Genomic DNA, 25,377 nt, shown 5'->3' with positions numbered 1-25,377 from the left:
TCGCCTCTATTGCGATACTGACGATAAAGTCAGCCACTATCGCAGCTACAACCTGCAAGGACAACCCATGTGCGCACCCTTTAGGCGGAATAATACGCTAACAAAGCGCCGCACGACCGCGAGTTATCACTCAGATAATTGTAAAACACGTTTAAATGTAAAATACGTTTAACAACACATACGTATTGAGATTTCGTGAATCGGATGCAGCCCAAATCTGAAAAACAGACGGCAGGCGAACCGGATTCAGTACTTCAGGCGACCGTTAACCTGCCCGCGAATCCTGAGTAGCACCCATATGGGTGTAACATCGGGTTGATGGTATACAAGAAAGGAAGGTTGCAAGGGGGGATTGAACGTCAGAACGACGCAGCTGTTGATGTGCAGCAACCAGTAGACAACGGATCATTAATCCAACCACCTCCACGCATGTCGTTCACGATTGAACGAACAAGACTTATTAATAAACAAGATAAAGTAACAGTTTGATGACGCCGCTGATAATGCCAATGTCGCTAACGGGATTTTCACCGCTAACTCTCGCCATTAAACAATGAGCCAATGCCATTCTATGCCATCTTCATCATTGCGTATCAAATAAGCTGCGCGCGCAGTTTATACCTAGAACAGAGGGAAAATGCAAAATGAAAATGGTCGAACAACTGTTTCAATAGGTAAAAAATTTGCCACCAAAGCTCACTAAGCGTTATCTGATGTTAAAAAGGGCTGGCAATAAAGCTGAAAGGTGACCTAAAATAGACGTCCAGATGTTAATCCGTCCATACTACAAATATGGAATAGGATTGTAGGCCGCTACAGGCTCTGTTTTTTTTAATGACTGCTTGAGGCTTTGCCTAAGGGAGCGTTGCAGGACGCCAGAGTCAGGAAGCGAGCGTATTGATATGCACCACCGGCTCACTCCTTAACGCTATGCAGTGATTTTTCACCCGAATACCAAGGTAAAGAATAAAATGGCTAAACACCTTTTCACATCAGAATCTGTCTCCGAAGGGCATCCAGATAAAATTGCCGACCAGATTTCCGACGCCGTACTTGACGCGATTCTGGAGCAAGATCCTAAGGCGCGAGTCGCCTGTGAGACCTATGTCAAAACCGGCATGGTCATGGTTGGCGGTGAAATCACCACCAGCGCTTGGGTAGATATTGAAGAAATTACGCGTAATACCATCCGTGAGATTGGTTACGTTAATTCCGAAATGGGTTTTGATGCTAACTCTTGTGCCGTTCTGAGCGCTATCGGTAAACAATCCCCTGATATCAATCAGGGCGTTGACCGTGCCGATCCGTTGGAGCAAGGCGCTGGCGACCAAGGCCTGATGTTTGGCTACGCCAGCAACGAAACCGATGTTTTGATGCCAGCACCTATTACTTACGCGCACCGTTTGGTTCAGCGTCAGTCTGAAGTGCGTAAAAACGGTACGCTGCCTTGGCTGCGTCCAGATGCAAAAAGCCAGGTGACTTTCCAATACGAAGACAACAAAATTGTCGGTATTGATGCGGTGGTCCTGTCTACTCAGCATTCTGAAGACATCGCGCAAAAAGAGCTGCAAGAAGCAGTTATGGAAGAAATCATCAAGCCGGTTCTGCCTGCTGAATGGCTTTCTGCCAACACCAAATTCTTCATCAACCCAACCGGCCGTTTCGTAATCGGTGGCCCAATGGGCGACTGCGGTCTGACTGGTCGTAAAATTATCGTTGATACCTACGGCGGCATGGCTCGTCACGGTGGCGGCGCGTTCTCCGGTAAAGATCCGTCCAAGGTTGACCGTTCAGCGGCATACGCTGCGCGTTATGTAGCGAAAAACATCGTTGCTGCTGGCCTAGCCGATCGCTGTGAAATTCAGGTTTCTTACGCTATCGGCGTAGCAGAACCGACGTCCATCATGGTGGAAACCTTTGGGACAGAGAAAGTGGCTCCAGAGCAACTGACTCTGCTGGTTCGCGAGTTCTTCGACCTGCGTCCATACGGTCTGATTCAGATGCTGGACCTGTTGAAACCAATCTACCGTGAAACCGCATCCTATGGTCACTTTGGCCGTGAGCACTTCCCTTGGGAAGCGACCGACAAAGCCGAACTGCTGCGTGATGCGGCTGGCCTGAAATAAGTTCCAGACCTTTCATGCATCAAGTTAAAACCCCGGTTTCCGGGGTTTTTTATGCCTGACGATTGGCTCTAGCCCGTTCAATCAGGCTAAAAATCATCATTCCCGCCACCATCGCCAATGCGAAGATCATGCCTTTTCCCACACCCGCACCGACTAACACCAGCGCCGGGCCAGGGCAAATACCGGCCAATCCCCAACCCACCCCAAATAGCAGGCTACCACCAATCAAGCGCCTATCGATTTGCGTTGCCGTTGGCAACTGCATTGGAAGTCCCAACAAGCTTATAGAGCGCCTCCGAGTCAGGAAAAAGACTAATGTGCCTACCAGAATGGCTCCGGCCATCACCAGCCCTAGGGACGGATCCCACAGACCGCTAATATCGAGAAAACCCAGCACTTTAGCCGGATTTGCCATACCTGCGACAATCAGTCCCAGCCCGAAAATCAGTCCGGCCAATAGAGAAAACAACTGTTTCATTTTCCTGCCTTATCTATGCCAATACGTGGCGAATTAGCCACACTGTGAAAAAACCGCCCAGCATGAAACTTAAGGTCGCCGCCAGCGAACGCAGGGAAAAACGCGATAAGCCACAGACGCCATGACCGCTGGTGCAGCCCGAACCATAGCGGGTGCCAATACCCACCAATAAACCCGCAGCTACCAGTGTTCCGATATCGGCATCAATCTGAATCGCTGGCAAAGGTAAAAACAACGCATAAACTAACGGGGAAATAATCAGGCCAATCAGGAACGTCAATCGCCAACTAATATCCCCCTTTTTCCCGGCTAATAAGCCGCCAAGAATACCGCTGATACCCGTAATTCTTCCGTTGAATACCCAAAATAACGCCACTGCGCAGCCTAATATGACGCCTCCCACCGCAGCCGAATACGGTGTAAAATTCATCCAATCAATGTTCATGAATCCCCTCTCCTTCTTTTGGACAGTAAAGCTCGTATAGCGTGTGTAAAATCGCCAGAATCCGTCGATCTGCGATGGAGTAATAAATGCGTTTCCCTTCCCTTCGCGTCGTCACCAGCCCTTCGTTTCTCAAGGCCCCAAGCTGCTGGGAAAGCGTCGGTTGATGAATATTCAGCAAGGTTTCCAGCTCGCCGACGGATTTTTCCCCCTGACTGATTTGGCACAGCAATAACAAACGGTCTTCGTTTGCCAGCATACGCAAGGTGCCGCAGGCTTCAGCCGCTGCCATTTTCATCAAATTGAGACTCAGTGTGTCTTTGCTGCTCATGTTACGCCCTGCTATCTCACATTCATTATATAAAAACATATAATATAATTTTATAATATGTAATTCGTGCTCTCAGGACTGAACAGGTCGCTTGCATCTGTGTTTCCGTCACACTATTCTTCCGCTCTATGAGCTCACTAAGAATTCCTATCGCCCTGCAACAAGGGGTTATGCAGTGTCTGCGCCGGAAGCTGCAACTAGCCAACCAGCATCTGGGAACCCAATATCCAGAGCCAAAAATCAACTATCACCAACGCGGGACTAGCGCCGGTAGCGCTTACCTGCAGTCTTGGGAAATTCGCCTGAATCCGGTATTGCTGCTGGAAAACAAACAGACATTTATCGACGAAGTGGTGCCTCATGAACTGGCTCACTTGCTGGTATTTCGTCGGTTTGGTCGCGTGGCACCCCACGGTAAAGAGTGGCGCTGGATGATGGAAAGCGTGCTGCAAGTTCCTGCCAGTCGCACACATAAGTTTGAAATCGCCTCGGTGCAGAGCAAAACCTTCCCCTATCGCTGTGCCTGCCAACTTCACCAACTGACGGTGCGCCGCCATAATCGGGTGCTACGCGGAGAGAGTGAATATCGCTGCCGTTACTGCGGTGAAAAACTGCAATATACCACTACAGAAACATCTTAGTTATTGGATTTACTGTATAAAAAACCAGATCTTTGTTTGCCTGAGCCGATAACTTTCTATAATCTGCGTGCTTTTCCATATTTAGGTCGTTTTGGAACATGTTACGCAAAATTCTATTGGTTCTGGTTTGCTCTTCTCCGCTATTCTCATCCGTCAGTTATAGCCAAAATATCAACAACTTCTCGCAAGCCAAAACCGCCGCCGCTAAGATCCATCAAGACGCTCCCGGCAGTTTTTACTGTGGCTGCCAGATTCAGTGGCAAGGCAAAAAAGGGCTTCCCGATCTGAACAGCTGCGGCTATCAGGTACGTAAAAACGCGCAGCGGGCCGAGCGTATCGAGTGGGAACATGTGGTTCCGGCTTGGCAATTTGGGCATCAGCGCCAATGCTGGCAAGAGGGCGGCCGTAAAAACTGCAATAAAGATGCGGTTTACCGTCAAATTGAAACCGACCTGCACAATTTGCAGCCAGCCATTGGCGAAGTGAATGGAGACCGCAATAACTTCATGTACAGCCAATGGAAAGGTGGCGAAGGTCAATATGGTCAATGTGCGATGAAGGTCGATTTCAAAAACAAGCAGGCGGAACCACCGGCGCGCGCGCGTGGTGCTATTGCCCGTACCTACTTCTATATGCGCGATCAATATCAACTTCGCCTATCCAGCCAGCAGACCAAGCTGTTTGAGGTTTGGGATCGCCAGTATCCGGTTGACAATTGGGAATGCCAGCGTGACGAGCGCATTGCCAAAGTACAGGGCAATCATAATCCTTATGTACAACAAGCTTGCCAGCAGCAAAAAAGCTAACCTACTATATTGGCTGATATCCCCATTGGTCGATATCCCCGCCACTCTGTTATTCTGCGGGCAGCCTTTTATTTCGCGTCGTTAACCAACGAACGGCGCGGTGAAATTTTCGTTACGGAACCAAGAGCACACCCATGCGTATACCCCGCATTTATCATCCGCAGCCGCTGTCGGCTCATTCTGAACTGGCTCTCAGCGATGACGCCGCCAATCACGTAGGCCGCGTGTTACGCATGAGCGAAGGGCAAAGCCTACAGCTTTTCGACGGTAGCAATCAGATATTCAGCGCAGAAATCATTCGCGTGGATAAAAAAAGCGTTCGAGTTCGCCTCGGCGACGCCGTGGTTGAAGATCGGGAATCCCCGCTGAATTTGCATCTCGGGCAGGTTATTTCTCGCGGCGAAAAGATGGAATTTACGATCCAAAAATCCATCGAATTGGGTGTGAACGTAATTACACCACTGTTTTCAGAGCGTTGCGGAGTCAAGCTGGACGGCGAGCGTTTGGCTAAGAAAATTCAACAATGGCAAAAAATCGCCATTGCTGCCTGCGAACAGTGTGGTCGCAACACTCTACCGGAAATCCGTGAAGCTATGCAGTTAGAGGCTTGGTGCGCCGAACAGGATGATAGCCTGAAGCTAAATCTGCACCCGCGAGCCAGCAACAGCATTAATACGCTGCCGCTGCCGGTGGATAAAGTCCGCCTGTTAATCGGCCCGGAAGGTGGTTTAACCGCCGACGAAATTGAGATGACCTCACGCCACGGATTTACTGATATCCTGCTGGGGCCACGCGTTTTGCGTACAGAAACGACAGCGCTCACCGCAATCACTGCCTTACAAGTGCGTTTCGGCGATCTGGGTTAAAGGAGAAAAGAATGATCAAGCTCGGCATCGTGATGGACCCTATCTCATCCATCAATATCAAAAAAGACACCAGCTTTGCCATGCTGATGGAAGCACAGCGCCGCGGTTACGAATTGCATTATATGGAGATGAACGACCTTTATCTCCACGCCGGTGAAGGCCGCGCCCGCACTCGCTTACTGAACGTAAAAGAAGATAAAAACCAGTGGTTCAGCTTCGGTAGCGAGCAAGATCTGACGTTGCACGATCTCGACGTTATCCTGATGCGTAAAGATCCGCCGTTTGATACCGAATATATTTACGCCACTTATATTCTGGAACGCGCTGAGATCAAAGGCACGCTGGTCGTCAACAAACCGCAAAGCCTACGTGACTGTAACGAAAAACTGTTTACCGCTTGGTTCCCGGAGTTAACCCCGGATACGCTGGTTAGCCGTAGCAAAGAGCATATCCGCACATTCCACCAGAAGCACGGTGACATTATTTTGAAACCACTGGATGGCATGGGCGGCGCATCTATCTTCCGCGTGAAACAGGACGATCCTAACCTGTCGGTAATTATCGAAACCCTGACCGAACACGGCAGTCGCTTCTGCATGGCGCAAAACTTCCTGCCAGCGATTACCGACGGCGACAAACGCATTTTGGTGGTGGACGGCGAACCGGTGCCTTACTGTCTGGCGCGCATTCCGGCGCAGGGCGAAACCCGCGGCAATCTGGCTGCCGGTGGCCGAGGCGAAGCCCGCCCACTGAGCGAAAGCGACTGGAAAATTGCTCGTGCGGTAGCTCCTACGTTGAAAGAAAAGGGGCTGATTTTTGTCGGTCTGGACATCATTGGCGATCGTTTGACTGAAATTAACGTCACTAGCCCAACCTGCGCTCGCGAGATCGAAGCCGCGTTCCCTCAAGTATCCGTTACCGGTATGTTGATGGATGCCATCGAAAAACGCCTGGCTGATAAAAAAGCCTGATTCTGCTTGGGGTTGCGGCTTCAACGACCGCACCCCATCATTTTATTACTTTCATCCGCGAACTGCGGCTTTTTATCTTTTACTTCAGCGACTTACCTATAAAACATAATGAATTTACAGCATCACTTCCTTATTGCTATGCCTTCACTGCAGGACCCTCAGTTTAAGCGCTCGGTGGTATATATTTGCGAGCACAATGAAGACGGTGCCATGGGTTTGGTCATCAATAAACCTGTGGAAAAATTCACTGTGGAATCCGTGCTGAAGAAACTAAAAATCACTCCTTCTCCACGCGATCCCGCCATACGGCTGGATAAGCCGGTGCTTTCTGGTGGCCCATTAGCTGACGATCGCGGTTTTATCCTGCATTCACCACAGCCAGGTTTTGGCTCCAGTGTGCGCATTTCGCCAGAAACCATGATCACCACATCCAAAGACGTACTGGCAACGTTAGGTACGCCGGAACAGCCGAAAAATGTGCTGGTGGCTCTAGGTTATGCCGGTTGGCAAAAAGGCCAGTTGGAGCAGGAACTGCTGGAGAATTCCTGGTTAACCATCGAGGCCGATCTCGATATCATTTTCCATACGCCTATTGCCGAACGATGGCAGCAAGCGGCCAATAAACTGGGCATCAATATTTTCAATATCGCCCCTCAAGCAGGACACGCCTGATGGCTAACCGCACCATTCTCGCCTTTGATTTTGGCACCAAAAGTATCGGCGTTGCTATCGGTCAGGAAATTACCGGTACGGCTCGCGCACTGACCTCTTTCAAAGCGCAGGACGGCACGCCAGACTGGCAGAAAGTCGAAAAATTACTGAAAGAATGGCAGCCAGATCTGGTGGTGGTAGGGCTGCCTTTAAATATGGATGGCACCGAGCAGCCTTTGACCGCCAGAGCACGCAAATTCGCCAATCGGCTGCATGGTCGTTTTGGTGTACCTATTGCTTTACACGACGAACGACTGAGCACAGTCGAAGCCAGAGCCTACCTGTTCGACAGCGGCGGCTATCGTGCTTTAGATAAAGGCAGTGTAGACGCGGCCTCGGCGGTGATTATTCTGGAGAGCTGGTTCGAACAACAGCCCCAGTAATACCTCGGCAAAATTATATCCTAAATGCCCTAATCCAAGGCTCAGGGTGGCCAGCTTAGACCTTTCCCGAATAATTTATAACGCTTTGATTTAAAATAACTTTGTTATAATTAGTGCCGCTATCCGTGGCGGAACACAGCCAATTTACCCCTATTGAGCTAAGCACGCGGTACAATAGGACTTGGCGAATAGTTTTAGCTGACATAGTATGCTGCCCCGCGATGATATCGGCGGATGAAATTGGGCAACGGCGGCCTTGATTACTATGCTTAGCCTCTATTGTCTCGATGCCGGAACCGCCAAGTTGCGCAACGGCCAACGCTGCCGTCTCTGTAGAGATTTATTTAACTCTGACAGACTGATGGCGCAGAATATCGCTCATCCTTAGAGGGTGTTTTTTACATTTATTGAGGTTTTCTCATGACAAAAGTGACTGTTGCTGCAACACAAATGGCCTGTTCTTGGGACCTGCCGAAGAACATCGAAAATGCCGAGAAACTGGTGCGACAAGCTCACGCCAAAGGCGCGCAGATCATCCTGATTCAGGAACTTTTCGCTGCGCCTTATTTCTGTATAGATCAAAGCCCTGAGCACTATGCGTTGGCCCAAGAGCTGGACAATAGCCCACTAATTCGACATTTCTCCAAGCTCGCCGCCGAGCTGGAAGTCGTCTTGCCACTGAGCTTCTTCGAACGCGCCAACAACGCTTACTATAACTCTCTGGTAATGATCGATGCCGACGGCTCGGTGCTGGATGTTTATCGTAAAACCCATATTCCAAACGGCCCGGCCTATCAAGAAAAACAGTTCTTTATTCCCGGCGACACCGGTTTTAAAGTCTGGCAAACCCGTTATGCCAAAGTCGGCGTAGGTATTTGCTGGGATCAATGGTTCCCGGAAACCGCACGTAGCCTGGCTTTGCAAGGCGCAGAAGTTATCTTCTACCCAACCGCTATTGGTTCAGAACCGGCTTTCCCGGAAATCGACAGCCAGCCACACTGGACTCGCGTACAGCAAGGCCACGCCGCAGCTAACCTAGTACCGGTTATCGCTTCCAACCGTATCGGTACTGAAGCCAGTCAATATATCGATGGTTTGGAAATGACTTTCTACGGTTCTTCTTTCATCGCCGACCAAACCGGCGCTTTAGTGGCTCAGGCTAACAAAACCGACGAAACCGTATTAGTACACGAATTTGATTTACAGGAAATCGCTGCACAACGCGCTTCATGGGGCCTGTTCCGCGACCGTCGCCCTGAAATGTATCAGGCACTGGCGACTTCTGACGGCAAAACCCGGAGATAATCATGGCGTTGCAAACAACTCCTCGGCAGGACGGTTTCTATATGCCTGCCGAATGGGCACCTCAGGACGCAGTCTGGATGCTGTGGCCTTACCGTCAGGATAACTGGCGCGGTAAAGGTATTCCTGCCCAACAAACTTTTGCCAAGGTTGCTGAAGCTATTGCTCGCGCCACACCGGTATATATGGGCGTACCTGCCAAATTTATGGCGCAGGCGAAAGCCACTATGCCAGCCAATATCACCCTGGTTGAAATGGAGTGTGACGACGCCTGGATGCGCGATACCGGCCCAACTATGGTTATCAATGGCAAAGGCGAACGTCGTGGCGTTGACTGGAAATTCAACGCCTGGGGCGGATTGCTGGGCGGCCTGTATGCCGATTGGCGACAAGACGAAAAAGTCGCCGAACAGGTGAACGAGTTTCATAAAAACCTCAGCTATGCCGCTCCGTTGATTCTGGAAGGCGGTTCAATTCATACCGATGGCGAAGGCACGCTACTAACCACCGCGGAATGTTTATTGAATCCAAATCGCAACCCAGACCTGAACCAAGAGCAAATCGAAGCGTTGCTGCGGGAATATCTGGGTGTAACCCACTTTATCTGGCTGCAAGACGGCGTATATAACGATGAAACCGACGGTCACATCGACAATATGTGCTGCTTTGTACGCCCCGGCGAAGTGGCGTTGCACTGGACAGACGATCAGCAGGACCCGCAGTACGCCCGTTCCGTGGCGGCTTACGAAGTACTATCGCAAGCGGTGGATGCTAAAGGTCGTAAGCTGAAAGTCTGGAAGCTTCCTGCGCCCGGCCCGCTGTACAACACCGAAGAAGAGACTGCCGACGTGCTGTCAACCGATGCGGTGCCTCGTACTGCTGGTGAACGGCTGGCAGGTTCTTACGTCAACTATCTGATAAGCAACCAGCAAATTATTTTCCCAATGCTGGATAGCCGTACCGATGATTTGGCCAAAGATCTGTTGCAACAAATGTATCCTGGCTACGCCATTATTGGCGTTCCAGCCAGAGAGATTTTGTTGGGTGGCGGCAATATCCACTGCATTACCCAGCAAATTCCTAAGCCTTAATCTGTACGTCATCAGCCCGGAGCTTATATCCGGGCTGATATTCCCCGCATAACCCCGTTTATTCTCCTGACAAATCCGCAGTTCCAGGTGTGTCCATTTCCGTGCGCCGCACTTCGTTGCTTATGTTTTCTCTTTCCCTCTGCCTTTTGCCTTTTGCCTTTTGCCTTTTGCCTTTTGCCTTTTGCCTTTTGCCTTTTGCCTTTTGCCTTTTAATGCTGCGTCCAACATTGTTCTTCGACTAGTGCCAATACGCCCTGATTTTGGCGCTGTAATAACCCTTGCTCAAAAGTTTGCATTCCCATCGCTCCACCGGTTTGCATCAAACTGGTTAGCTGATGAGTTTTTCCTTCCCGGATCAGATGACTGACCGCACCGGTTTGTACCATGGTTTCAAATATAGCCACTCGCCCTCCACCTCGTTTCGGCAACAGTTTTTGCGCAATCACAGCCATCAGGCTCCCCGCCAGCTGACTGCGTACACTGCCCTTGTCTTCCGCAGGAAACACATCAACCAGTCGATCAACAGCCTGCGCCGCCGTTCGGGTATGCAAGGTTCCTAACACTAAGTGCCCGGTTTCTGCTGCGGTCAGAGCCAGCGTAATGCTTTCTCTGTCCCGCAATTCCCCCAGCAAAATGATATCCGGATCCTGTCTTAGCGCTGCCTTTAGCCCCGCACTGAAAGACAACATGTGCTCGCCGAGTTCTCGCTGCTGAATCAAGCATCCCTGACTGTGATGAATAAATTCAATAGGGTCTTCCAGCGTAATGATGTGTCGCCCTCCCATACGGTTAATCCCATCTAGCATTCCTGCCAGCGTGGTGGATTTTCCACTGCCAGTGGCTCCGGTTATCAATATCAAACCGCTTTCACAGGGCAATAAATGATGCACTACCTCCGGAGCATCCAATTCGGCCAAAGTAGGACATTGGGCGGAAATCAAACGGAAAGCGGCGGAAAGCCCACGTTGCTGTTGAAAGAAATGCCCACGCAATCGCGTTCCACAAGGTAATGAAAATGAAAAATCAATCTGCCCATGCCGTTGTAATTTCTCATAATGAACCTCATCTAATAGTTGTCGGCTTAAATTCTGTATCCATGTCGACGTAACCTGCCCGGCCTGGCTGAATATATGCAAATCACCGCAAATTCGTAACGCGGGATGGTAGCCAGTACACAGGTGCAGATCGGAGGCATTATGCTTTACACTAGCCGCCACCCATTCATTGAAATCCATATCAAACCCCCGGGGTCATATGAGCACTATCCAACAGAACCTACAGGATGTCAGGAACCGGATCGCCGCTGCTGCAAGGAATTGCGAACGCTCCCCAGAAGAAATTACGTTGCTTGCAGTCAGTAAAACTAAACCTGTGGCCGCGATCGAAGAAGCCATTGCCGCCGGGCAACATGCCTTTGGTGAAAACTACGTTCAGGAAGGGGTGGATAAAATCCACTATTTCGCTGGGAATCCCGAGTTGGAATGGCACTTTATCGGCCCGCTGCAATCCAATAAAAGCCGCCTGGTAGCGGAAAACTTTGCTTGGTGCCATACCGTAGACAGACTCAAAATTGCCAAACGCCTGAGTGAACAACGCCCGGCGGACATGCCTGCATTGAATGTTCTGATTCAGGTCAATATCAGCGATGAGCAAAGCAAATCGGGTATTCAGCTCGCCGAACTACCGGATCTGGCCGCCGGTATTCATGGTTTACCAAACTTGAAATTACGGGGTTTGATGGCAATTCCAGCGCCTGAAAGCGATTTTCAACGTCAGCTTGCCGTTTTTCAGCAGATGAATCAGGCTTTCTTAACCTTAAAACAGCGCTACCCTGAAATAGATACGCTTTCTATGGGTATGACCGACGATATGGCTGCCGCCATCAGCGCGGGTAGCAACTTGGTGCGCATCGGCACTGCCATTTTTGGCGCTCGCGACTATGGTTCCACCGCGCCAGCGCAGGCTTAATCGAGGATAGTTATGCAACATCGCAAAATGACGTTTATCGGCGCGGGCAATATGGCGCGCGCAATTATCGCGGGTCTGGTTGCAGACGGGTATCCGGCTAAATTAATCAGCGTTTGCGCTCCTTCAGCCACCCATCGTGATGCTCTGGCGCAGGAATTTGGCGTAATCAGTAGCAGTGATAACGTGGCTCAGGCTCGTGAAGCCGAAGTGGTGGTACTCTCGGTGAAACCACAAATGATGGCTGATGTCTGCAAGCCATTGAGTGATCAGGTTGATTTCAGTAGGAAACTGGTATTATCCATCGCCGCCGGCATCAGCGTTTCGCGTTTCTACACGTTGCTGGGAGACAAGCTGAATCTGGTGCGAATTATGCCTAATACTCCCTCTCTGGTAGGAAAAGGCATGAGTGGGCTTTATGCGCCGGAACAGGTTAACCAAGCCGATCGTGATTTTACCGCTCAATTAATGGGTTCAGTCGGTAAAGTGTGCTGGGTCAACGATGAAGGCGGCATTAATCAGGTTATTGCCGCCGCAGGCAGTGCACCCGCCTATTTCTTCTTGTTTATGGAAGCAATGCAGCAAGAAGCGGAACGTTTAGGGTTTGATAGCGACACCGCACGCCTGCTGGTACAGCAAGCGGCTTCTGGTGCTACAGCACTAGTCGAGGCCAACCCGCAGCTACCGCTATCGACTTTACGCGAGCAGGTCACGTCGAAAGGTGGCACCACGGCGGAAGCGCTGCGCGTATTTAATGAGCAACATTTGTCGGATATTGTTTCCCATGCCATGCAAGCCGCAATCAGCCGCGCGCAGGAGATGGAGAAACTGTTTTAATCCATCCGATGGCTGATAAGACTGATTTACAAAACAATACGCTTCCCCTAAGCCTTTATCATTAAGATAGAGGTACTTTACAGATACTTGAATATGATTAAGGACTAAAGGCAACCCATGCTAACGCTGACTTTTTTGGCTAAAACCGTCATTGACCTTTACGTCATGGTGCTGCTATTACGCATCTGGATGCAAATGGTACACAGTGACTTTTACAACCCGTTCTCGCAGTTCGTGGTGAAAATCACTCAGCCGATCGTTGGCCCGCTGCGACGAATTATTCCTTCATTAGGCCCGATAGATAGCGCTTCTCTGCTGTTGGCCTTCCTGTTGATGACCATCAAATATCCGCTATTATTGCTGATTCAGGGCGGCGGCATGTCCCTCAGTCCTTATAATCTGCTGTTTGGCGTAATTTCACTGGTTAAGGCCGCTGGTTATCTGATCTTCTGGGTGATGATTATCCGTGCATTGATGAGCTGGGTTAGCCAAGGCAGAAGCCCGATGGACTACCTGCTATATCAACTGACCGAACCGCTGATGGCACCGATCCGCCGTATTCTACCAGCAATGGGCGGGATCGATTTTTCCGGCATGGTCGTGATCCTGATCCTGTATCTGATCAATTATTTAGGCATGGATCTGTTAGGCGAGCTCTGGTTCGTACTGTGAGTGCAGTCACTCCTCTGCTGGACGGGCTGGCGATCAGGCTATATATTCAGCCGAAAGCCAGCCGAGATCAGATTATCGGTTTACATGGCGATGAGTTAAAAGTCGCCATTACCGCCCCGCCGGTTGATGGGCAGGCCAACGCCCATTTGATCAAATTTATTGCCAAACAGTTTCGAGTGGCCAAAAGCCACGTCATCATCGAAAAAGGTGAGCTGGGGCGGCATAAACAGATCAAAATTATTCATCCGCAGCAGATTCCACCTCAGGTTGCAGCACTGCTCGAATAGTCGGATAACTTCGCTACTCCATTTTGAATGGCACGAAATAAATTCAATGAATGGCACAAAACCATCAGGTTTATCTCATGATGAAAAGCAGGTTACCGACGTAACAATCAATCAGGATTTACCATGCAAAAAGTCGTTTTAGCCACCGGTAACGCCGGTAAAGTACGTGAGCTAGCCAGCCTACTGGCGGATTTCGGTCTGGACGTGGTTGCGCAAACCGAGCTGGGCGTTGAATCTGCGGAGGAAACCGGTTTAACCTTTATCGAAAATGCAATTCTGAAAGCTCGCCATGCGGCGCAGGTCACAGGATTGCCCGCCATTGCCGATGATTCCGGCCTGGCCGTCGATGCGCTAAGCGGCGCTCCGGGTATTTATTCTGCGCGCTATGCTGGCGTTGATGCTAGCGATCGAGAAAACCTAGAGAAACTGTTGGTAAGCCTACAGAATGTGCCTGAAGGACAACGCGGCGCACAGTTCCATTGCGTTCTGGTGTATATGCGTCACGCCGAAGATCCAACACCTCTGGTGTTCCACGGCAGCTGGCCTGGCGTGATTGCACGTGAAGCATCTGGCGCAGGTGGCTTTGGCTACGATCCTATTTTCTACGTACCGGAATTAGGCAAAACTGCCGCAGAACTAAGCCGCGAAGAAAAACAGGCAGTATCACATCGCGGTAAGGCCTTGAAATTAATGCTGGATGCCCTGCGAAATGCTTAAGTTGCCACCGCTTAGTCTTTATATCCATATTCCGTGGTGCGTACAGAAATGTCCTTATTGCGATTTTAACTCCCATGCGTTGAAAGGAGATGTTCCTCATCAGGAATATGTCGATCACCTGCTGGCCGATTTGGACGCCGACCTGCCGCTAACCAGCGGACGAGAAATCGGCACCATTTTTATCGGCGGCGGTACGCCAAGTTTACTGAGTGCAGAAGCGATGCAAAGTCTGCTGGATGGCGTTAGAGCGCGCCTGCCGGTTGCTGCAGATGCCGAAATTACCATGGAAGCTAATCCCGGCACCGTTGAGGCCGATCGCTTCAGCGGCTACCAGCGAGCCGGTGTCAATCGCATCTCTATCGGCGTGCAGAGCTTTAGCGAGCAGAAGTTAGTGCGCCTGGGGCGGATACACGGCCCAGAAGAGGCTAAACGCGCTGCGGCGCTGGCAACCTCTTTGAGTTTACGTAGCTTTAATCTGGATTTGATGCATGGATTGCCGGATCAAACGCTGGAAGAGGCGCTGGACGACTTACGTCAGGCCATCGCACTAAATCCTCCTCATTTATCTTGGTATCAGCTAACCATCGAACCCAATACCGGTTTCAGCTCACGTCCGCCCAAATTGCCGGATGACGATGCCCTGTGGGATATTTTCGAGCAAGGTCACCAGTTGCTAAGCGCTGCGGGTTATCAGCAGTATGAAACCTCTGCCTACGCCAAGCCCGGTTACCAATGCCAGCACAACCTCAATTATTGGCGCTTTGGCGACTATCTGGGCATCGGCTGCGGCGCTCACGGAAAAGTGACTTTCAGCGATGGTCGCATTCTTCGCACGGTGAAAACCAAGCATCCACGCGGTTTCATGCAAGGCCAATATATGGACAAGCAACATGAGGTTGAAATAGCCGACCGGCCGTTTGAATTCTTCATGAACCGTTTCCGTCTATTGGAAACCGCGCCGCGCGGTGATTTCTATCATTTTACCGGTCTGGAAGAAAGCACCATTCGCTCGCAGCTGGATCAGGCCATCGCCAAAGGCTATATGCTGGAAACCGATGAGCACTGGCAGATTACCGAAAAAGGAAAACTTTTCCTGAATTCATTGCTGGAACTGTTTTTATAGTTGTCAGAACACATCGTAAAAAACGGGCATTACGCCCGTTTTTTAGTTTGTCGGATAGAACTCAATTTAAGGCTTTGAGCAGCTCAATGCGCTGCTGCTCCAGCGTGGTTACCCGACCACAAACTTCATGGCCGAAGTTCTGGAAATCTTGTTCCTGATTGTTCCATTCCGTCTGAATCGCTTGCTGCAAACCACCCAGATTGCCCATTATCGCCTGCAATGGATTATTGGAAGAACCGCTCGTAGCCTGCTTAACGCCCATCTCATTTAGGCTATCTTGCAAAACGCCCCCCAAACTCTGTTGCACTATGGCGCGACCGTCCTTCTCTACCTGAGCGATGGCTTGATGGTGGAAGGTCAGACCGTCGCTGCGTTTCTCAATGATGCGACTCATTTGCTGTTTCAGCTGATCGTTCAACGTAGTCAGCCGGTTACGCACATTACTGCTGCTCCCTAACTGTTGCACAATGACGTTATCCAAAGAAACTCGAGCTTTTTCCAGATGCTGTTGCGCGCCTTTATCAATCCACGGCAAATCTTTGCGCAATGCGCTCTGATAGCTGAACGCTTTCTGGCGCTGAGCCTCCGTGAGAGTCAATGTTTTACCGTTGCGAATCACATCGCCATCCGGTGAGATTTGCAGATTTCCGCTGGCTCCCACAACCTGTACGCTCTGCGGACTGATAATCACATCATCCTGAGGTTTTACGTTGCACTGATATTCTGCGTGAACCTGTCCCGCAGCCAATAACAAAAGCGCCAGTCCTGCTTTTCGTAACATAGATTCTCCTGAGAAACCGTTTATCTACCGCTAATTATGACACTGCCTGAGTTTTATCGCCGCCGGTAGTGGACTGATCCTAAAAGATTGAACGACCAATCCGCTGGGCAAGTAACTCTAAGGCAGCGGTTCCGGCCAATGAGTTCCCTGAGACATCCAGCTCCGGTGACCATACCGCAATGCACATCTCGTCAGGTACCACGGCAATAATTCCGCCGCCGACACCGGATTTCCCCGGCATACCCACGCGGAAAGCAAACTCACCGGCACCGTCATACATACCGCTGGTTATCATTAACGCATTGATTTGCCTGGCTTGTATCGGTGAAATAATCTGTTCGGCATGATTGATTGGCCGTCCCTGATTTGCCAGATAAACAAAACAGCGAGCCAGCTCGACGCAGCTCATACGCATGGCGCAATAATGGAAATAAGTTTGCAGCACGGTCAGAACGTCGTTGTCAAAATTGCCAAAAGATTTCATCAGATAAGCGATGGCCGCATTGCGATCCGAATGTTCAAATTCCGAACGTGCCACCCGACTGTCGTAGCCGATAGTGACATCATCGACCAACTGGCGCACCACTTCCAGCATCCGCTGCTTAGGCGCACTCAGACGACTTTGAAGCATGTCGCAAATCACCAACGCCCCCGGATTAATAAAGGGATTACGTGGTTTCCCTTGCTCCAACTCCAGCTGCACCAATGAGTTAAACGGCTGGCCCGATGGCTCTTTTCCCACTCGCCGCCACACCTCATCCTCGCCGTAGCGCCCTAAAGCCAGAGTCAGGCTTAGCACCTTAGAAATCGACTGGATTGAGAAGCGCTCTTCCGCATCTCCCGCCTGAAAAATCTGACCATCGACGCCACAAACCGCAATACCCAGCTTATCAGCGGAAACTTCCGCCAAGGCTGGAATATAGTTAGCGACTTTCCCTTGTCCAATCATCGGTCTAACCTGATCGAGGATATCTTCCAACAGCGTATTCGATAACGTCTTTACCACGGAAATACTCCGGTACTTTCCCCAATAAAAATAAAGGCGCCCATAGCGGCGCCCTTATTATCAAACAGTGGTCAGATCGTTAGGATCAATCCCACCAGATATCAAACAGCTCGCTGGTTTCTACGTTTTTCATTTTACGAGCCTCCAGCCATTTGCTGACCATTGCACGATGCTCATCGGTGCAATGACCGATTTCCTGCAGGCAGATTAGGCCTTCCCACTGCATGTAGCCACTACCGTCGAAAGCCAAACCGTTTGGTTCAATAACTTCGTCGATAAATGCGTCTACGGTGGAATCGATCACATCAACGCCAGTGCCTTCCGGGAAGGTCCACTGAACGGAGAAACCTAATTCCTGAAACTCATCGATGTGCATTTTCTTGCGTAAACGACGACTGCGATTGTTAGCCATTATTCTTTCCTCTCAAACATCAGATCCCAAACGCCATGTCCCAGACGCTGGCCACGTAATTCAAATTTCGTCAACGGACGTGAATCCGGACGAGGAACATAGTCATTGGTTTCGGAAAGATTACGGTATCCGGAGACGGCCGACATCACTTCCAACATATGTTCCGCATAAGGTTGCCAATCGGTGGCCATATGGAATACACCGCCGACTTTTAATTTACTTTTTACCAGTTCCACAAACGGAGTCTGGACAATACGACGCTTATTATGACGCGCCTTATGCCATGGGTCGGGGAAGAATAGCTGAACCATATCCAGCGAACCTTCCGGGATCATGTTTTCCAGTACTTCAACCGCGTCGTGACACATCACGCGTAAATTGCTCAGTTCCGCTTCATGGGCGCTGCCCAGACAAGCGCCAACGCCCGGCGAGTGAACTTCGATACCCAAAAAGTTCTGCTGCGGATTATTCGCCGCCATGGTGATCAAAGAGGTCCCCATACCGAAACCAATTTCCAATACTGTCGGCGCTTCACGGCCAAACAGCGTGCTCAGCTCCACCGGGGTCGTTTGATATTCTACGCCCATCACCGGCCAGTAGTTATCCAGCGCAAACTGTTGGCCCTTGGTTAAGCGCCCTTGGCGGCGGACAAAGCTACGAATACGGCGCAGTGCGCGGCCGTTTTCATCAAATTCCGGAGATATGACGTCATTTATCATGGTGCTTTCTGTCTGTTGAGTTGCGCAAAATAAGAACGCGCATTATGCAAAGATACGCTAGTTTATCAACTATGAACGCCAGAAGTACAAATTTAACCACGAAATTACTCATTCTTACCGACGAAACTTCGCCAACCCCTCGGAAAGTTCCGGTTTACAGCCTTCAGACTCTATGCTGCAATCCCAGCCCTAAATTATTTCTCTGCCGGATATCGATACTTACCTATGATGCAAGCGCAACAGTTCGCGCAAGTGGTGCTTGACTGGTACCAACGCTATGGCCGCAAAACCCTGCCATGGCAACTGGACAAGACACCCTACCAAGTATGGCTGTCGGAAGTGATGTTGCAACAAACTCAGGTTGCCACCGTCATTCCTTACTTCCAACGCTTTATGGCGCGTTTCCCCGATGTCCGGGCGCTGGCTACAGCTCCATTGGATGAAGTATTGCACCTGTGGACAGGTTTGGGTTACTACGCTCGCGCTCGTAATCTGCACAAAGCGGCGCAGACCATTGTGGCCAAACATCAGGGCGAATTCCCTACCACTTTTGAAGAAATTGCCGATTTGCCCGGAATTGGCCGCTCCACCGCAGGCGCTATTTTGTCGCTGGCGCTGGGGCAACATTTCCCGATCCTCGACGGTAACGTGAAACGGGTTCTGGCTCGCTGCTATGCGGTAGATGGCTGGCCGGGGAAAAAAGAAGTAGAAAAACGGCTATGGCAAATCAGCGAAGATGTTACGCCAGCTCAGGGCGTGGGCCAGTTTAACCAGGCGATGATGGACCTTGGGGCGATGGTTTGTACTCGTTCCAAGCCAAAGTGTGAACTTTGTCCGCTAAACACTGGCTGTATTGCTTACGCCAACCATAGCTGGCCACAATATCCGGGGAAAAAACCGAAACAAACCATACCGGAAAAAACCGCATATTTCTTATTGATTCAAAATGATACGCAAGTTTGGCTCGAACAGCGCCCTCCTGTTGGGCTATGGGGCGGACTGTTCTGCTTCCCGCAATTTAGTGAAAGAGAAGATCTCAGCCACTGGTTGCAGCAAAAAGGGTTACCAGAGCAAGACTTGCAGCAGTTAACCGCTTTTCGTCACACCTTTAGCCACTTCCATTTGGATATCGTGCCAATATGGATGAATGCGGTAACCCTGAGTGGATGCATGGATGAAGGAGCGGGTCTCTGGTATAACTTAGCACAGCCACCGTCGGTAGGGCTTGCTGCGCCCGTTGAACGCCTGTTGCAGCAGTTGGCCAAGCAGCCTCCTACCCAAGCAGCGTTATTTGGCGATAGTGCCACAAATGAGGATTTAGCATGAGCAGAACGATTTTTTGCACATTTTTACAAAAGGATGCTGAAGGGCAGGATTTCCAGCTCTATCCGGGTGAAGTTGGCAAACGCATTTATAATGAAATCTCAAAAGAAGCTTGGTCACAGTGGATCGCTAAACAAACCATGCTAATTAATGAGAAAAAACTCAGCATGATGAATGTGGAAGACCGTAAATTACTGGAACAGGAAATGATTAACTTCCTGTTCGAAGGGCAGGATGTTCACATCGAAGGGTATACCCCACCGAGTAAGTAACGCCAAAGGGCCAGTGATGGCCCTGATGTTATTCCTCATCACGATATGGCTTGTAAGATGAAGAAAATTTTAGCTTTGCTAGTGATTGCCCCATTATTAGTTTCCTGCTCGGGCAATAAAGATCAGGCCAATAATGAAGCCTTTATCAAAGACACCAATGGGTTCGAAATCTTAATGGGTCAATTTGCCCACAATATCGAAAACATCTGGGGTTTGAGTGAAGTTTTGATCGCCGGCCCGAAAGACTACGTCAAATATACCGATCAATACCAAACCCGTAGCCACATCAACTTTGATGCAGGTACTATTACGGTAGAAACCATCGCAACAACCGATCCTGCCGCACACCTGCGTCAGGCAATTATCACAACGTTATTAATGGGTGATGATCCCGGTTCGATCGACCTTTATTCCGATGTTAACGATATCCAGATCAGTAAAGAGCCGTTCCTTTACGGTCAGGTGTTGGATAACAATGGTCAGCCAATCCGTTGGGAATGGCGGGCCGCACATTTTGCAGATTATCTGTTACAAACCAGAATGAAAAAACGGACTTCCGGTCTGCATGTCATCTGGTCGGTTACGCTGCAACTGGTGCCAAACCACTTAGACAAACGAGCCCACAAATATTTGCCGTTGGTTCGTCGCTCGGCGGAAAAATATGGTGTGGAAGAATCGCTCATATTAGCGATTATGCAAACGGAATCTAGCTTTAACCCTTATGCAGTCAGCGGTTCTGATGCTCTGGGTCTCATGCAGGTAGTACAGCACACCGCCGGTAAAGACGTATTCAGATTGAAAGGGAAAAGCGGGCAACCAAGCCGTAGCTATTTGTTCGATCCTGAAAACAACATCGATGCGGGTACGGCTTATCTGTCCATTTTGCAAAATAGCTATCTCGGCGGCATCCAGAATGCCACCGCCCGTCGTTATGCGGTCATTACCGCCTATAACGGTGGTGCAGGCAGCGTATTACGCGTATTCCATAGCGATAAGAACCGAGCGTTCTCCATTATCAATGGCATGGCTCCGGGAGATGTATTCCAAACGCTAACCACCAAACATCCGGCTGCGGAATCTCGCCGCTATCTGGTAAAAGTAAACAGCGCTCAGAAGAGCTATCGCCGATACTAAGTTGGCTTTATTCCTAAGTATAACCGGTAAAAATGGCACAGTTATCTGTGCCATTTTTTATTCTTAGAAAGCTTCAATACCCATCTTTGCCAGACAGAAATTGTGTCCATTATCACAATGCATATGAGAACAATGGGAAATAAACCACGGCAGCCTATAGTAAAAGTTCCTCCCTTCTTGTTACTCAGGCTGAACAAATGGACCTTGGATTTACGCTATTCGAATTAGCAGCCATATTTGCCACTATGGTTGTCGCCTATACTATCTTTGGCCTGACCGGGTTCGGCTCCGCACTTATTGCTAGCCCGGTTTTAGCACTCTTTATGCCAGTCGCAAAAATTGTCCCTCTATTGGCAATAGTAGATCTGTTCGCTGCCGTTACTAACGTCGCCAGACACAGTAAGAATGCCGATCTTAGCGAGCTTAAGCGACTGGTACCTATGATGATTATCGGCAGCTTAATCGGCGCAACAATTTTACTTAAAACCCGCCCGGACATTCTGTTATTAGCCTTAGGGATATTTGTCATTCTCTACGCGTTCTATTCTTTGAGCCGACGTAAACCACAGGGGAAATTCAAATCGGCAGTAGCCGTGCCTTTTGGCTTAGTCGGCGGTGTATTTAGTGCGCTATTTGGCAGCGGCGGGTTTATCTATGCCATTTATTTATCCGGTCGAATAGAAAGCAAAGATAATCTGCGCATAACCCAAACAACATTGATAGGTTTGAGCACCCTCACCCGCGTTATTTTATTTACGCTGGCCGGTGTTTATATGGATTTTTCGATCTTACTGATGGTATTGCTATTCGCCCCAGGGATGTTAGTAGGCTTAACCCTAGCGAATAGGATCAGTTTAGGAATCAACCGAGAGCAGTTAATAAAATTAATAAATATCCTATTGCTGTTCTCTGGTCTGGTTCTGTTAGGCCGCTATTTCAGCCATTAATATACCTCTTCAGATACCACCGGCTTACCCGGTGGTATCTGAAAATAGAATCAACCTGCGATGACGTACCCAAAAATACGTCGCCACTCAACATCACCTTTTTCGATATATACACCCTGTAATTCTGGTGAGAATCCTGGTAATAGGTTAATTCCCTCTTCCAGTGCGAGGAAATAGCGCTGAGCGGCACCGCCCCAGACTTCACCGGGAACGACACAAAGTACACCCGGAGGATAAGGCAAAGCGCCTTCTGCGGCAATTCGCCCTTCAGCTTCCGCTATCGGAATTAGCTCGATATTATCTCGGATAAACTGAATATTGGCATCCTGCGGATTCATGGCTACCTGCGGTAAGCTAGCTTTGCGGAACATCTCTTTTTGCAGCTGTTTTACGTCATAACTCACATATAAATTGTGCATCTCCTGACATAAACGGCGCAGAGTATATCCGCGATAACGTTGCTCATTCTTCCGATATACCGTCGGCAATACGTCACACAGCAATGAATCTTGCTCAACGTGTTGCTCAAACTGCGCCAACATGTCTACCAAGTGAGCCATTTTAGCGCTATTTTCAGCCGGCGTGAGCAAGAACAAAATTGAATTAAGATCGCACTTCTCCGGCACAATGCCATTTTCCCGCAAGAAGTTAGCCAGAATGGTCGCGGGAATACCAAACTCGCTATATTGCCCGCTGGCCACATCAATGCCTGGCGTCGTCAGCAATAATTTGCAGGGGTCGACCAGATATTGATCGTCGGTATAACCATCAAAGCCGTGCCATTTTTCCATAGGCACAAAATCAAAGAAACAGGCATTATTCGCAATTGTCTCAGTAGCATAGTCCTGCCAGTTCTTGCCATCTACCTGTAGTGGGATAAAGGGTTTTAGCAATGAACAACGTTCCAATATTAATTTTCGCGCCTCGATACCCAATCTGACACAATCCATCCACATATTGCGGCCACTGGCGCCAGAATGAATTTTGGCATTAACATCCAACGCAGCAAACAACGGATAAAATGGGCTGGTAGAAGCATGCAGCATGAAAGCGTTATTAAACCGCTTATGATTGCAGTGTCGTTTCTGCCCTTTAATATGATTATCTTTTTTGTGTACCTGTGAGGTTTGGGAAAAACCAGCCTGCTGTTTATGGACTGACTGGGTCACAATAATCCCAGGGTCATTTTCATTTAATTCCAGCAACAGCGGAGAGCAATCTTTCAGCATTGGAATAAACTGTTCGTACCCTACCCACGCCGAATCAAACAGAATGTAATCACACAAGTGACCAATACTGTCCACAACCTGACGAGCGTTATAGATCGTACCGTCGTAGGTTCCTAATTGAATGATAGCTAATCGAAATGGCCGAGCTTCATCGGCACACTCAGGGGCGACTTCTCGCAACTGCTGACGTAAATAACGTTCATTGAAGCAATGTGCATCAATTCCGCCAATAAAACCAAAAGGATTTCGGGCGGTCTCTAAATATACAGGTGTGGCTCCGGCCTGAATCAACGCACCGTGATGAGTGGATTTATGATTATTACGATCGAACAGCACCAAATCTCCACGTGTTAATAGCGCATTGGCCACCACTTTATTAGCAGCAGAAGTTCCGTTTAGCACAAAATAGGTTTTGTCAGCGTTAAACACTTTTGCCGCGTGCTTCTGCGCATCTTTGGCCGCACCTTCATGGATCAATAAATCGCCCAATTTGACATCAGCATTGCACATATCAGAGCGAAAAAGCGTTTCACCGTAAAATTCGAAAAATTGCCGTCCAGCCGGATGCTTACGGAAAAACTCGCCCCCCTGATGACCGGGACAGGCAAAAGTCGAGTTTTTCATTTCGACGTATTTTTTCAGCGTTGAGAAAAAGGGCGGTAACAGGTTTTTTTCATATTCAGCAGCAGAGGCTTCAAGTTGAGCGAGATAAAAAGCTTTATTATTTTCGCCCAAAGCCATTACACCTTTAATCAGCGGCAGGTAATCAACGGATACTTGTTGATCGCCTCCCACAGCAATAAAAGTGGGTATCCCGAACCCCTGTTTATGCAATTCCGCCAGAATACCGCTATTGGCATCTTCTAGAGAAACCAGAATCACCGCGACATCGGTAAAGTCAGTTTCATTAAGACATACTACCTCGCGTGGGGTAGCCAGATAGGAGACCAAATTGGCGCTTGCTGCTATTTTCAACTGTGTCATGTTACCGAGTCTCAAACTGTCAGGGATGAGTCGTGCCACCTAGGCACAAAAATGAAATCTTATAAGATAAATAAACCTAATAACATTCCGTAAGTTGCTATTGAATTAGCTGAATGACAGATGTGCCGATACGGAGAAAGACCCGAGCGGAGCATGATTTATCTAATTTCAGCTGTAACCAATAGACATCAGTAAAATCAGAGAATGAACTCTAGTTTTAATCATGCCTAACAGTGAGCAGAACTAGCCTTACCGCATAGGGTAAACGGCAGCAGAATGGCAGAAGGGCAAGAAACAGTGATAGCAATAGATCATTGGCTGACGGGGGAAGTTTTGCGTCAAAAAAAATACAACACTTGTCATGGACGCCCCTCTTTAGCCTGATTTAGCATAATAGGATATGAATTTCGCGCAATAATGGCATTTTTATTAGTGTGATTCAAGCGTTAAATATTCACTAATTATGAATATTTAATCTGTGATTATGCAATCAACCAGAAATTAAGTGCATATGGTCCGCAGGCGCTAAACTGGGCTTTCACTGATCCCCTCCTCCTAATAAGGCTGTATTTCACCTTACCTGACCGAAAAGGCAGCAAACGATCGACTTTATGACAGAAACTCATTGACGATTTAGTGCCAATACGGTTTAATGCGCCCCGTTGCCCGGATAGCTCAGTCGGTAGAGCAGGGGATTGAAAATCCCCGTGTCCTTGGTTCGATTCCGAGTCCGGGCACCACTTTTAGAGAAACCAGCCTATGGCTGGTTTTTTGCTTTCTAGCGTCTGGACTCTTCATCAAACTCGTTCGATTATTCGAGC

29 protein-coding genes and 1 tRNA gene are annotated in these 25,377 nt (G+C 49.2%); 20 read left to right on the top strand and 10 right to left on the bottom strand.

Annotation, left to right across the window (positions count from 1 at the left end; all coding sequences use genetic code 11):
- Positions 1 to 265: 265 nt before the first annotated feature.
- Entirely contained in the window at positions 266 to 409 is a 144-nt protein-coding gene (locus tag AD970_RS20665) for a hypothetical protein (protein WP_420804279.1), read from the bottom strand.
- Between the two features lie 562 nt (positions 410 to 971).
- Between AD970_RS20665 and metK the strand changes: the two genes are divergently transcribed.
- Positions 972 to 2,126: a methionine adenosyltransferase gene (gene metK / locus AD970_RS12855; RefSeq protein WP_049599664.1), complete on the top strand. Its 1,155-nt coding sequence runs from the start codon at positions 972 to 974 to the stop codon at positions 2,124 to 2,126.
- A 49-nt stretch (positions 2,127 to 2,175) separates the two neighbouring features.
- Here the strand turns inward: metK and AD970_RS12850 are convergent, their stop codons facing one another.
- From AD970_RS12850 to AD970_RS12840, 3 genes are read right to left on the bottom strand one after another with little or no spacing between them, the layout of a single operon-like run.
- Positions 2,176 to 2,604 (bottom strand): DUF6691 family protein, encoded by a 429-nt coding sequence (locus AD970_RS12850; protein WP_049599661.1) that lies wholly within the window; start codon positions 2,602 to 2,604, stop codon positions 2,176 to 2,178.
- 13 nt (positions 2,605 to 2,617) lie between these two features.
- Positions 2,618 to 3,049, bottom strand: coding sequence for a YeeE/YedE family protein (locus AD970_RS12845; protein ID WP_049599658.1), 432 nt, complete (start codon positions 3,047 to 3,049; stop codon positions 2,618 to 2,620).
- Positions 3,039 to 3,377 carry an ArsR/SmtB family transcription factor gene (locus tag AD970_RS12840; protein ID WP_049599655.1) on the bottom strand — a complete coding sequence of 113 codons (339 nt, stop codon included), beginning with the start codon at positions 3,375 to 3,377 and terminating at the stop codon, positions 3,039 to 3,041. The genes AD970_RS12845 and AD970_RS12840 overlap by 11 nt, the downstream gene beginning before the upstream one ends.
- Before the next feature lie 128 nt (positions 3,378 to 3,505).
- Here AD970_RS12840 and AD970_RS12835 point away from each other — a divergent pair, with 128 nt between their 5' ends.
- From AD970_RS12835 to aguA, 8 genes are all read left to right on the top strand, one after another.
- Positions 3,506 to 4,018, top strand: a complete 513-nt coding sequence (locus AD970_RS12835; protein WP_049599652.1) for a SprT family zinc-dependent metalloprotease — start codon at positions 3,506 to 3,508, stop codon at positions 4,016 to 4,018.
- Between the two features lie 98 nt (positions 4,019 to 4,116).
- Positions 4,117 to 4,824 carry a deoxyribonuclease I gene (gene endA / locus AD970_RS12830; RefSeq protein WP_049599650.1) on the top strand — a complete coding sequence of 236 codons (708 nt, stop codon included), beginning with the start codon at positions 4,117 to 4,119 and terminating at the stop codon, positions 4,822 to 4,824.
- A 134-nt stretch (positions 4,825 to 4,958) separates the two neighbouring features.
- Positions 4,959 to 5,690 (top strand): 16S rRNA (uracil(1498)-N(3))-methyltransferase, encoded by a 732-nt coding sequence (gene rsmE, locus AD970_RS12825; protein WP_049599647.1) that lies wholly within the window; start codon positions 4,959 to 4,961, stop codon positions 5,688 to 5,690.
- A gap of 11 nt (positions 5,691 to 5,701) precedes the next feature.
- A complete protein-coding gene (gshB, locus tag AD970_RS12820) occupies positions 5,702 to 6,661 on the top strand; it encodes a glutathione synthase (protein ID WP_049599642.1) in 960 nt (319 codons plus the stop codon).
- Between the two features lie 108 nt (positions 6,662 to 6,769).
- Positions 6,770 to 7,333 (top strand): YqgE/AlgH family protein, encoded by a 564-nt coding sequence (locus tag AD970_RS12815; protein ID WP_049599637.1) that lies wholly within the window; start codon positions 6,770 to 6,772, stop codon positions 7,331 to 7,333.
- Complete coding sequence (ruvX, locus tag AD970_RS12810) at positions 7,333 to 7,755, top strand: Holliday junction resolvase RuvX (protein WP_049599633.1); 423 nt, start codon at positions 7,333 to 7,335, stop codon at positions 7,753 to 7,755. The genes AD970_RS12815 and ruvX overlap by 1 nt, the downstream gene beginning before the upstream one ends.
- Before the next feature lie 420 nt (positions 7,756 to 8,175).
- Positions 8,176 to 9,060 (top strand): N-carbamoylputrescine amidase, encoded by an 885-nt coding sequence (gene aguB, locus AD970_RS12805; RefSeq protein ID WP_049599630.1) that lies wholly within the window; start codon positions 8,176 to 8,178, stop codon positions 9,058 to 9,060.
- A gap of 2 nt (positions 9,061 to 9,062) precedes the next feature.
- Positions 9,063 to 10,148: an agmatine deiminase gene (gene aguA / locus AD970_RS12800; RefSeq protein WP_049599627.1), complete on the top strand. Its 1,086-nt coding sequence runs from the start codon at positions 9,063 to 9,065 to the stop codon at positions 10,146 to 10,148.
- A 209-nt stretch (positions 10,149 to 10,357) separates the two neighbouring features.
- Here aguA and AD970_RS12795 read toward each other — a convergent pair whose 3' ends face one another.
- Positions 10,358 to 11,383 carry a type IV pilus twitching motility protein PilT gene (locus tag AD970_RS12795; protein WP_049599625.1) on the bottom strand — a complete coding sequence of 342 codons (1,026 nt, stop codon included), beginning with the start codon at positions 11,381 to 11,383 and terminating at the stop codon, positions 10,358 to 10,360.
- Positions 11,384 to 11,402: 19 nt separating this feature from the next.
- On the opposite strand from AD970_RS12795, the gene AD970_RS12790 reads away from it, so the two are divergent.
- The 6 genes from AD970_RS12790 (at position 11,403) to hemW (ending at position 15,749) form a co-directional block, all read left to right on the top strand.
- Positions 11,403 to 12,116 (top strand): YggS family pyridoxal phosphate-dependent enzyme, encoded by a 714-nt coding sequence (locus tag AD970_RS12790; RefSeq protein WP_049599622.1) that lies wholly within the window; start codon positions 11,403 to 11,405, stop codon positions 12,114 to 12,116.
- Between the two features lie 12 nt (positions 12,117 to 12,128).
- Positions 12,129 to 12,950, top strand: coding sequence for a pyrroline-5-carboxylate reductase (gene proC, locus AD970_RS12785; protein ID WP_049599620.1), 822 nt, complete (start codon positions 12,129 to 12,131; stop codon positions 12,948 to 12,950).
- A gap of 117 nt (positions 12,951 to 13,067) precedes the next feature.
- On the top strand, positions 13,068 to 13,622 hold the full coding sequence (locus AD970_RS12780; RefSeq protein ID WP_049599617.1) for a YggT family protein: 555 nt from the start codon (positions 13,068 to 13,070) through the stop codon (positions 13,620 to 13,622).
- Complete coding sequence (gene yggU, locus AD970_RS12775; RefSeq protein ID WP_049599614.1) at positions 13,619 to 13,909, top strand: DUF167 family protein YggU; 291 nt, start codon at positions 13,619 to 13,621, stop codon at positions 13,907 to 13,909. The genes AD970_RS12780 and yggU overlap by 4 nt, the downstream gene beginning before the upstream one ends.
- A 123-nt stretch (positions 13,910 to 14,032) precedes the next feature.
- Complete coding sequence (locus AD970_RS12770; protein WP_049599611.1) at positions 14,033 to 14,626, top strand: XTP/dITP diphosphatase; 594 nt, start codon at positions 14,033 to 14,035, stop codon at positions 14,624 to 14,626.
- Complete coding sequence (hemW, locus tag AD970_RS12765; protein ID WP_049599609.1) at positions 14,619 to 15,749, top strand: radical SAM family heme chaperone HemW; 1,131 nt, start codon at positions 14,619 to 14,621, stop codon at positions 15,747 to 15,749. The genes AD970_RS12770 and hemW overlap by 8 nt, the downstream gene beginning before the upstream one ends.
- 61 nt (positions 15,750 to 15,810) lie before the next feature.
- On the opposite strand, the gene AD970_RS12760 is transcribed toward hemW, so the two are convergent.
- The 4 genes from AD970_RS12760 to trmB all read right to left on the bottom strand — a co-directional run bounded on the left by AD970_RS12760 (position 15,811) and on the right by trmB (position 18,667).
- Positions 15,811 to 16,530 carry a YggN family protein gene (locus tag AD970_RS12760; protein ID WP_049599607.1) on the bottom strand — a complete coding sequence of 240 codons (720 nt, stop codon included), beginning with the start codon at positions 16,528 to 16,530 and terminating at the stop codon, positions 15,811 to 15,813.
- A gap of 79 nt (positions 16,531 to 16,609) precedes the next feature.
- The gene (gene glsB / locus AD970_RS12755) at positions 16,610 to 17,536 is read right to left on the bottom strand and encodes a glutaminase B (RefSeq protein ID WP_049599605.1); all 927 of its coding nucleotides are present in this window, start codon (positions 17,534 to 17,536) and stop codon (positions 16,610 to 16,612) included.
- Between the two features lie 85 nt (positions 17,537 to 17,621).
- Positions 17,622 to 17,948, bottom strand: a complete 327-nt coding sequence (locus AD970_RS12750; RefSeq protein ID WP_049599602.1) for a YggL family protein — start codon at positions 17,946 to 17,948, stop codon at positions 17,622 to 17,624.
- Complete coding sequence (gene trmB / locus AD970_RS12745) at positions 17,948 to 18,667, bottom strand: tRNA (guanosine(46)-N7)-methyltransferase TrmB (protein ID WP_049599599.1); 720 nt, start codon at positions 18,665 to 18,667, stop codon at positions 17,948 to 17,950. Before trmB ends, AD970_RS12750 begins: the two co-directional genes overlap by 1 nt.
- Positions 18,668 to 18,892: 225 nt before the next feature.
- Here trmB and mutY point away from each other — a divergent pair, with 225 nt between their 5' ends.
- From mutY to AD970_RS12725, 4 genes are all read left to right on the top strand, one after another.
- Complete coding sequence (gene mutY / locus AD970_RS12740; protein ID WP_049599597.1) at positions 18,893 to 19,993, top strand: A/G-specific adenine glycosylase; 1,101 nt, start codon at positions 18,893 to 18,895, stop codon at positions 19,991 to 19,993.
- Entirely contained in the window at positions 19,990 to 20,262 is a 273-nt protein-coding gene (locus AD970_RS12735; RefSeq protein WP_049599595.1) for an oxidative damage protection protein, read from the top strand. The genes mutY and AD970_RS12735 overlap by 4 nt, the downstream gene beginning before the upstream one ends.
- A 57-nt stretch (positions 20,263 to 20,319) precedes the next feature.
- Positions 20,320 to 21,396, top strand: coding sequence for a membrane-bound lytic murein transglycosylase MltC (gene mltC / locus AD970_RS12730; protein WP_049599592.1), 1,077 nt, complete (start codon positions 20,320 to 20,322; stop codon positions 21,394 to 21,396).
- A 197-nt stretch (positions 21,397 to 21,593) separates the two neighbouring features.
- Positions 21,594 to 22,343, top strand: coding sequence for a sulfite exporter TauE/SafE family protein (locus AD970_RS12725; RefSeq protein WP_049599589.1), 750 nt, complete (start codon positions 21,594 to 21,596; stop codon positions 22,341 to 22,343).
- A 50-nt stretch (positions 22,344 to 22,393) separates the two neighbouring features.
- Here AD970_RS12725 and speF read toward each other — a convergent pair whose 3' ends face one another.
- The gene (speF, locus tag AD970_RS12720; RefSeq protein ID WP_049599586.1) at positions 22,394 to 24,556 is read right to left on the bottom strand and encodes an ornithine decarboxylase SpeF; all 2,163 of its coding nucleotides are present in this window, start codon (positions 24,554 to 24,556) and stop codon (positions 22,394 to 22,396) included.
- 664 nt (positions 24,557 to 25,220) lie between these two features.
- On the opposite strand from speF, the gene AD970_RS12715 reads away from it, so the two are divergent.
- A tRNA-Phe gene (locus tag AD970_RS12715) sits at positions 25,221 to 25,296 on the top strand.
- Positions 25,297 to 25,377: the final 81 nt, after the last annotated feature.

The sequence above is a fragment of the Yersinia nurmii genome, from assembly GCF_001112925.1.
In the GTDB taxonomy this organism is placed as follows: Bacteria; Pseudomonadota; Gammaproteobacteria; order Enterobacterales; family Enterobacteriaceae; genus Yersinia; species Yersinia nurmii.
This window is presented reverse-complemented; position numbering and strand designations above follow the sequence as displayed.

Coding starts and splice junctions, on each gene's coding strand:
- AD970_RS20665 (WP_420804279.1), bottom strand. CDS start 409: ATGATCCGTTGTCTACTGGTTGCTGCACATCAACAGCTGCGTCGTTCT.
- metK (WP_049599664.1), top strand. CDS start 972: ATGGCTAAACACCTTTTCACATCAGAATCTGTCTCCGAAGGGCATCCA.
- AD970_RS12850 (WP_049599661.1), bottom strand. CDS start 2,604: ATGAAACAGTTGTTTTCTCTATTGGCCGGACTGATTTTCGGGCTGGGA.
- AD970_RS12845 (WP_049599658.1), bottom strand. CDS start 3,049: ATGAACATTGATTGGATGAATTTTACACCGTATTCGGCTGCGGTGGGA.
- AD970_RS12840 (WP_049599655.1), bottom strand. CDS start 3,377: ATGAGCAGCAAAGACACACTGAGTCTCAATTTGATGAAAATGGCAGCG.
- AD970_RS12835 (WP_049599652.1), top strand. CDS start 3,506: ATGAGCTCACTAAGAATTCCTATCGCCCTGCAACAAGGGGTTATGCAG.
- endA (WP_049599650.1), top strand. CDS start 4,117: ATGTTACGCAAAATTCTATTGGTTCTGGTTTGCTCTTCTCCGCTATTC.
- rsmE (WP_049599647.1), top strand. CDS start 4,959: ATGCGTATACCCCGCATTTATCATCCGCAGCCGCTGTCGGCTCATTCT.
- gshB (WP_049599642.1), top strand. CDS start 5,702: ATGATCAAGCTCGGCATCGTGATGGACCCTATCTCATCCATCAATATC.
- AD970_RS12815 (WP_049599637.1), top strand. CDS start 6,770: ATGAATTTACAGCATCACTTCCTTATTGCTATGCCTTCACTGCAGGAC.
- ruvX (WP_049599633.1), top strand. CDS start 7,333: ATGGCTAACCGCACCATTCTCGCCTTTGATTTTGGCACCAAAAGTATC.
- aguB (WP_049599630.1), top strand. CDS start 8,176: ATGACAAAAGTGACTGTTGCTGCAACACAAATGGCCTGTTCTTGGGAC.
- aguA (WP_049599627.1), top strand. CDS start 9,063: ATGGCGTTGCAAACAACTCCTCGGCAGGACGGTTTCTATATGCCTGCC.
- AD970_RS12795 (WP_049599625.1), bottom strand. CDS start 11,383: ATGGATTTCAATGAATGGGTGGCGGCTAGTGTAAAGCATAATGCCTCC.
- AD970_RS12790 (WP_049599622.1), top strand. CDS start 11,403: ATGAGCACTATCCAACAGAACCTACAGGATGTCAGGAACCGGATCGCC.
- proC (WP_049599620.1), top strand. CDS start 12,129: ATGCAACATCGCAAAATGACGTTTATCGGCGCGGGCAATATGGCGCGC.
- AD970_RS12780 (WP_049599617.1), top strand. CDS start 13,068: ATGCTAACGCTGACTTTTTTGGCTAAAACCGTCATTGACCTTTACGTC.
- AD970_RS12770 (WP_049599611.1), top strand. CDS start 14,033: ATGCAAAAAGTCGTTTTAGCCACCGGTAACGCCGGTAAAGTACGTGAG.
- hemW (WP_049599609.1), top strand. CDS start 14,619: ATGCTTAAGTTGCCACCGCTTAGTCTTTATATCCATATTCCGTGGTGC.
- AD970_RS12760 (WP_049599607.1), bottom strand. CDS start 16,530: ATGTTACGAAAAGCAGGACTGGCGCTTTTGTTATTGGCTGCGGGACAG.
- AD970_RS12750 (WP_049599602.1), bottom strand. CDS start 17,948: ATGGCTAACAATCGCAGTCGTCGTTTACGCAAGAAAATGCACATCGAT.
- trmB (WP_049599599.1), bottom strand. CDS start 18,667: ATGATAAATGACGTCATATCTCCGGAATTTGATGAAAACGGCCGCGCA.
- mutY (WP_049599597.1), top strand. CDS start 18,893: ATGATGCAAGCGCAACAGTTCGCGCAAGTGGTGCTTGACTGGTACCAA.
- AD970_RS12735 (WP_049599595.1), top strand. CDS start 19,990: ATGAGCAGAACGATTTTTTGCACATTTTTACAAAAGGATGCTGAAGGG.
- mltC (WP_049599592.1), top strand. CDS start 20,320: ATGAAGAAAATTTTAGCTTTGCTAGTGATTGCCCCATTATTAGTTTCC.
- AD970_RS12725 (WP_049599589.1), top strand. CDS start 21,594: ATGGACCTTGGATTTACGCTATTCGAATTAGCAGCCATATTTGCCACT.
- speF (WP_049599586.1), bottom strand. CDS start 24,556: ATGACACAGTTGAAAATAGCAGCAAGCGCCAATTTGGTCTCCTATCTG.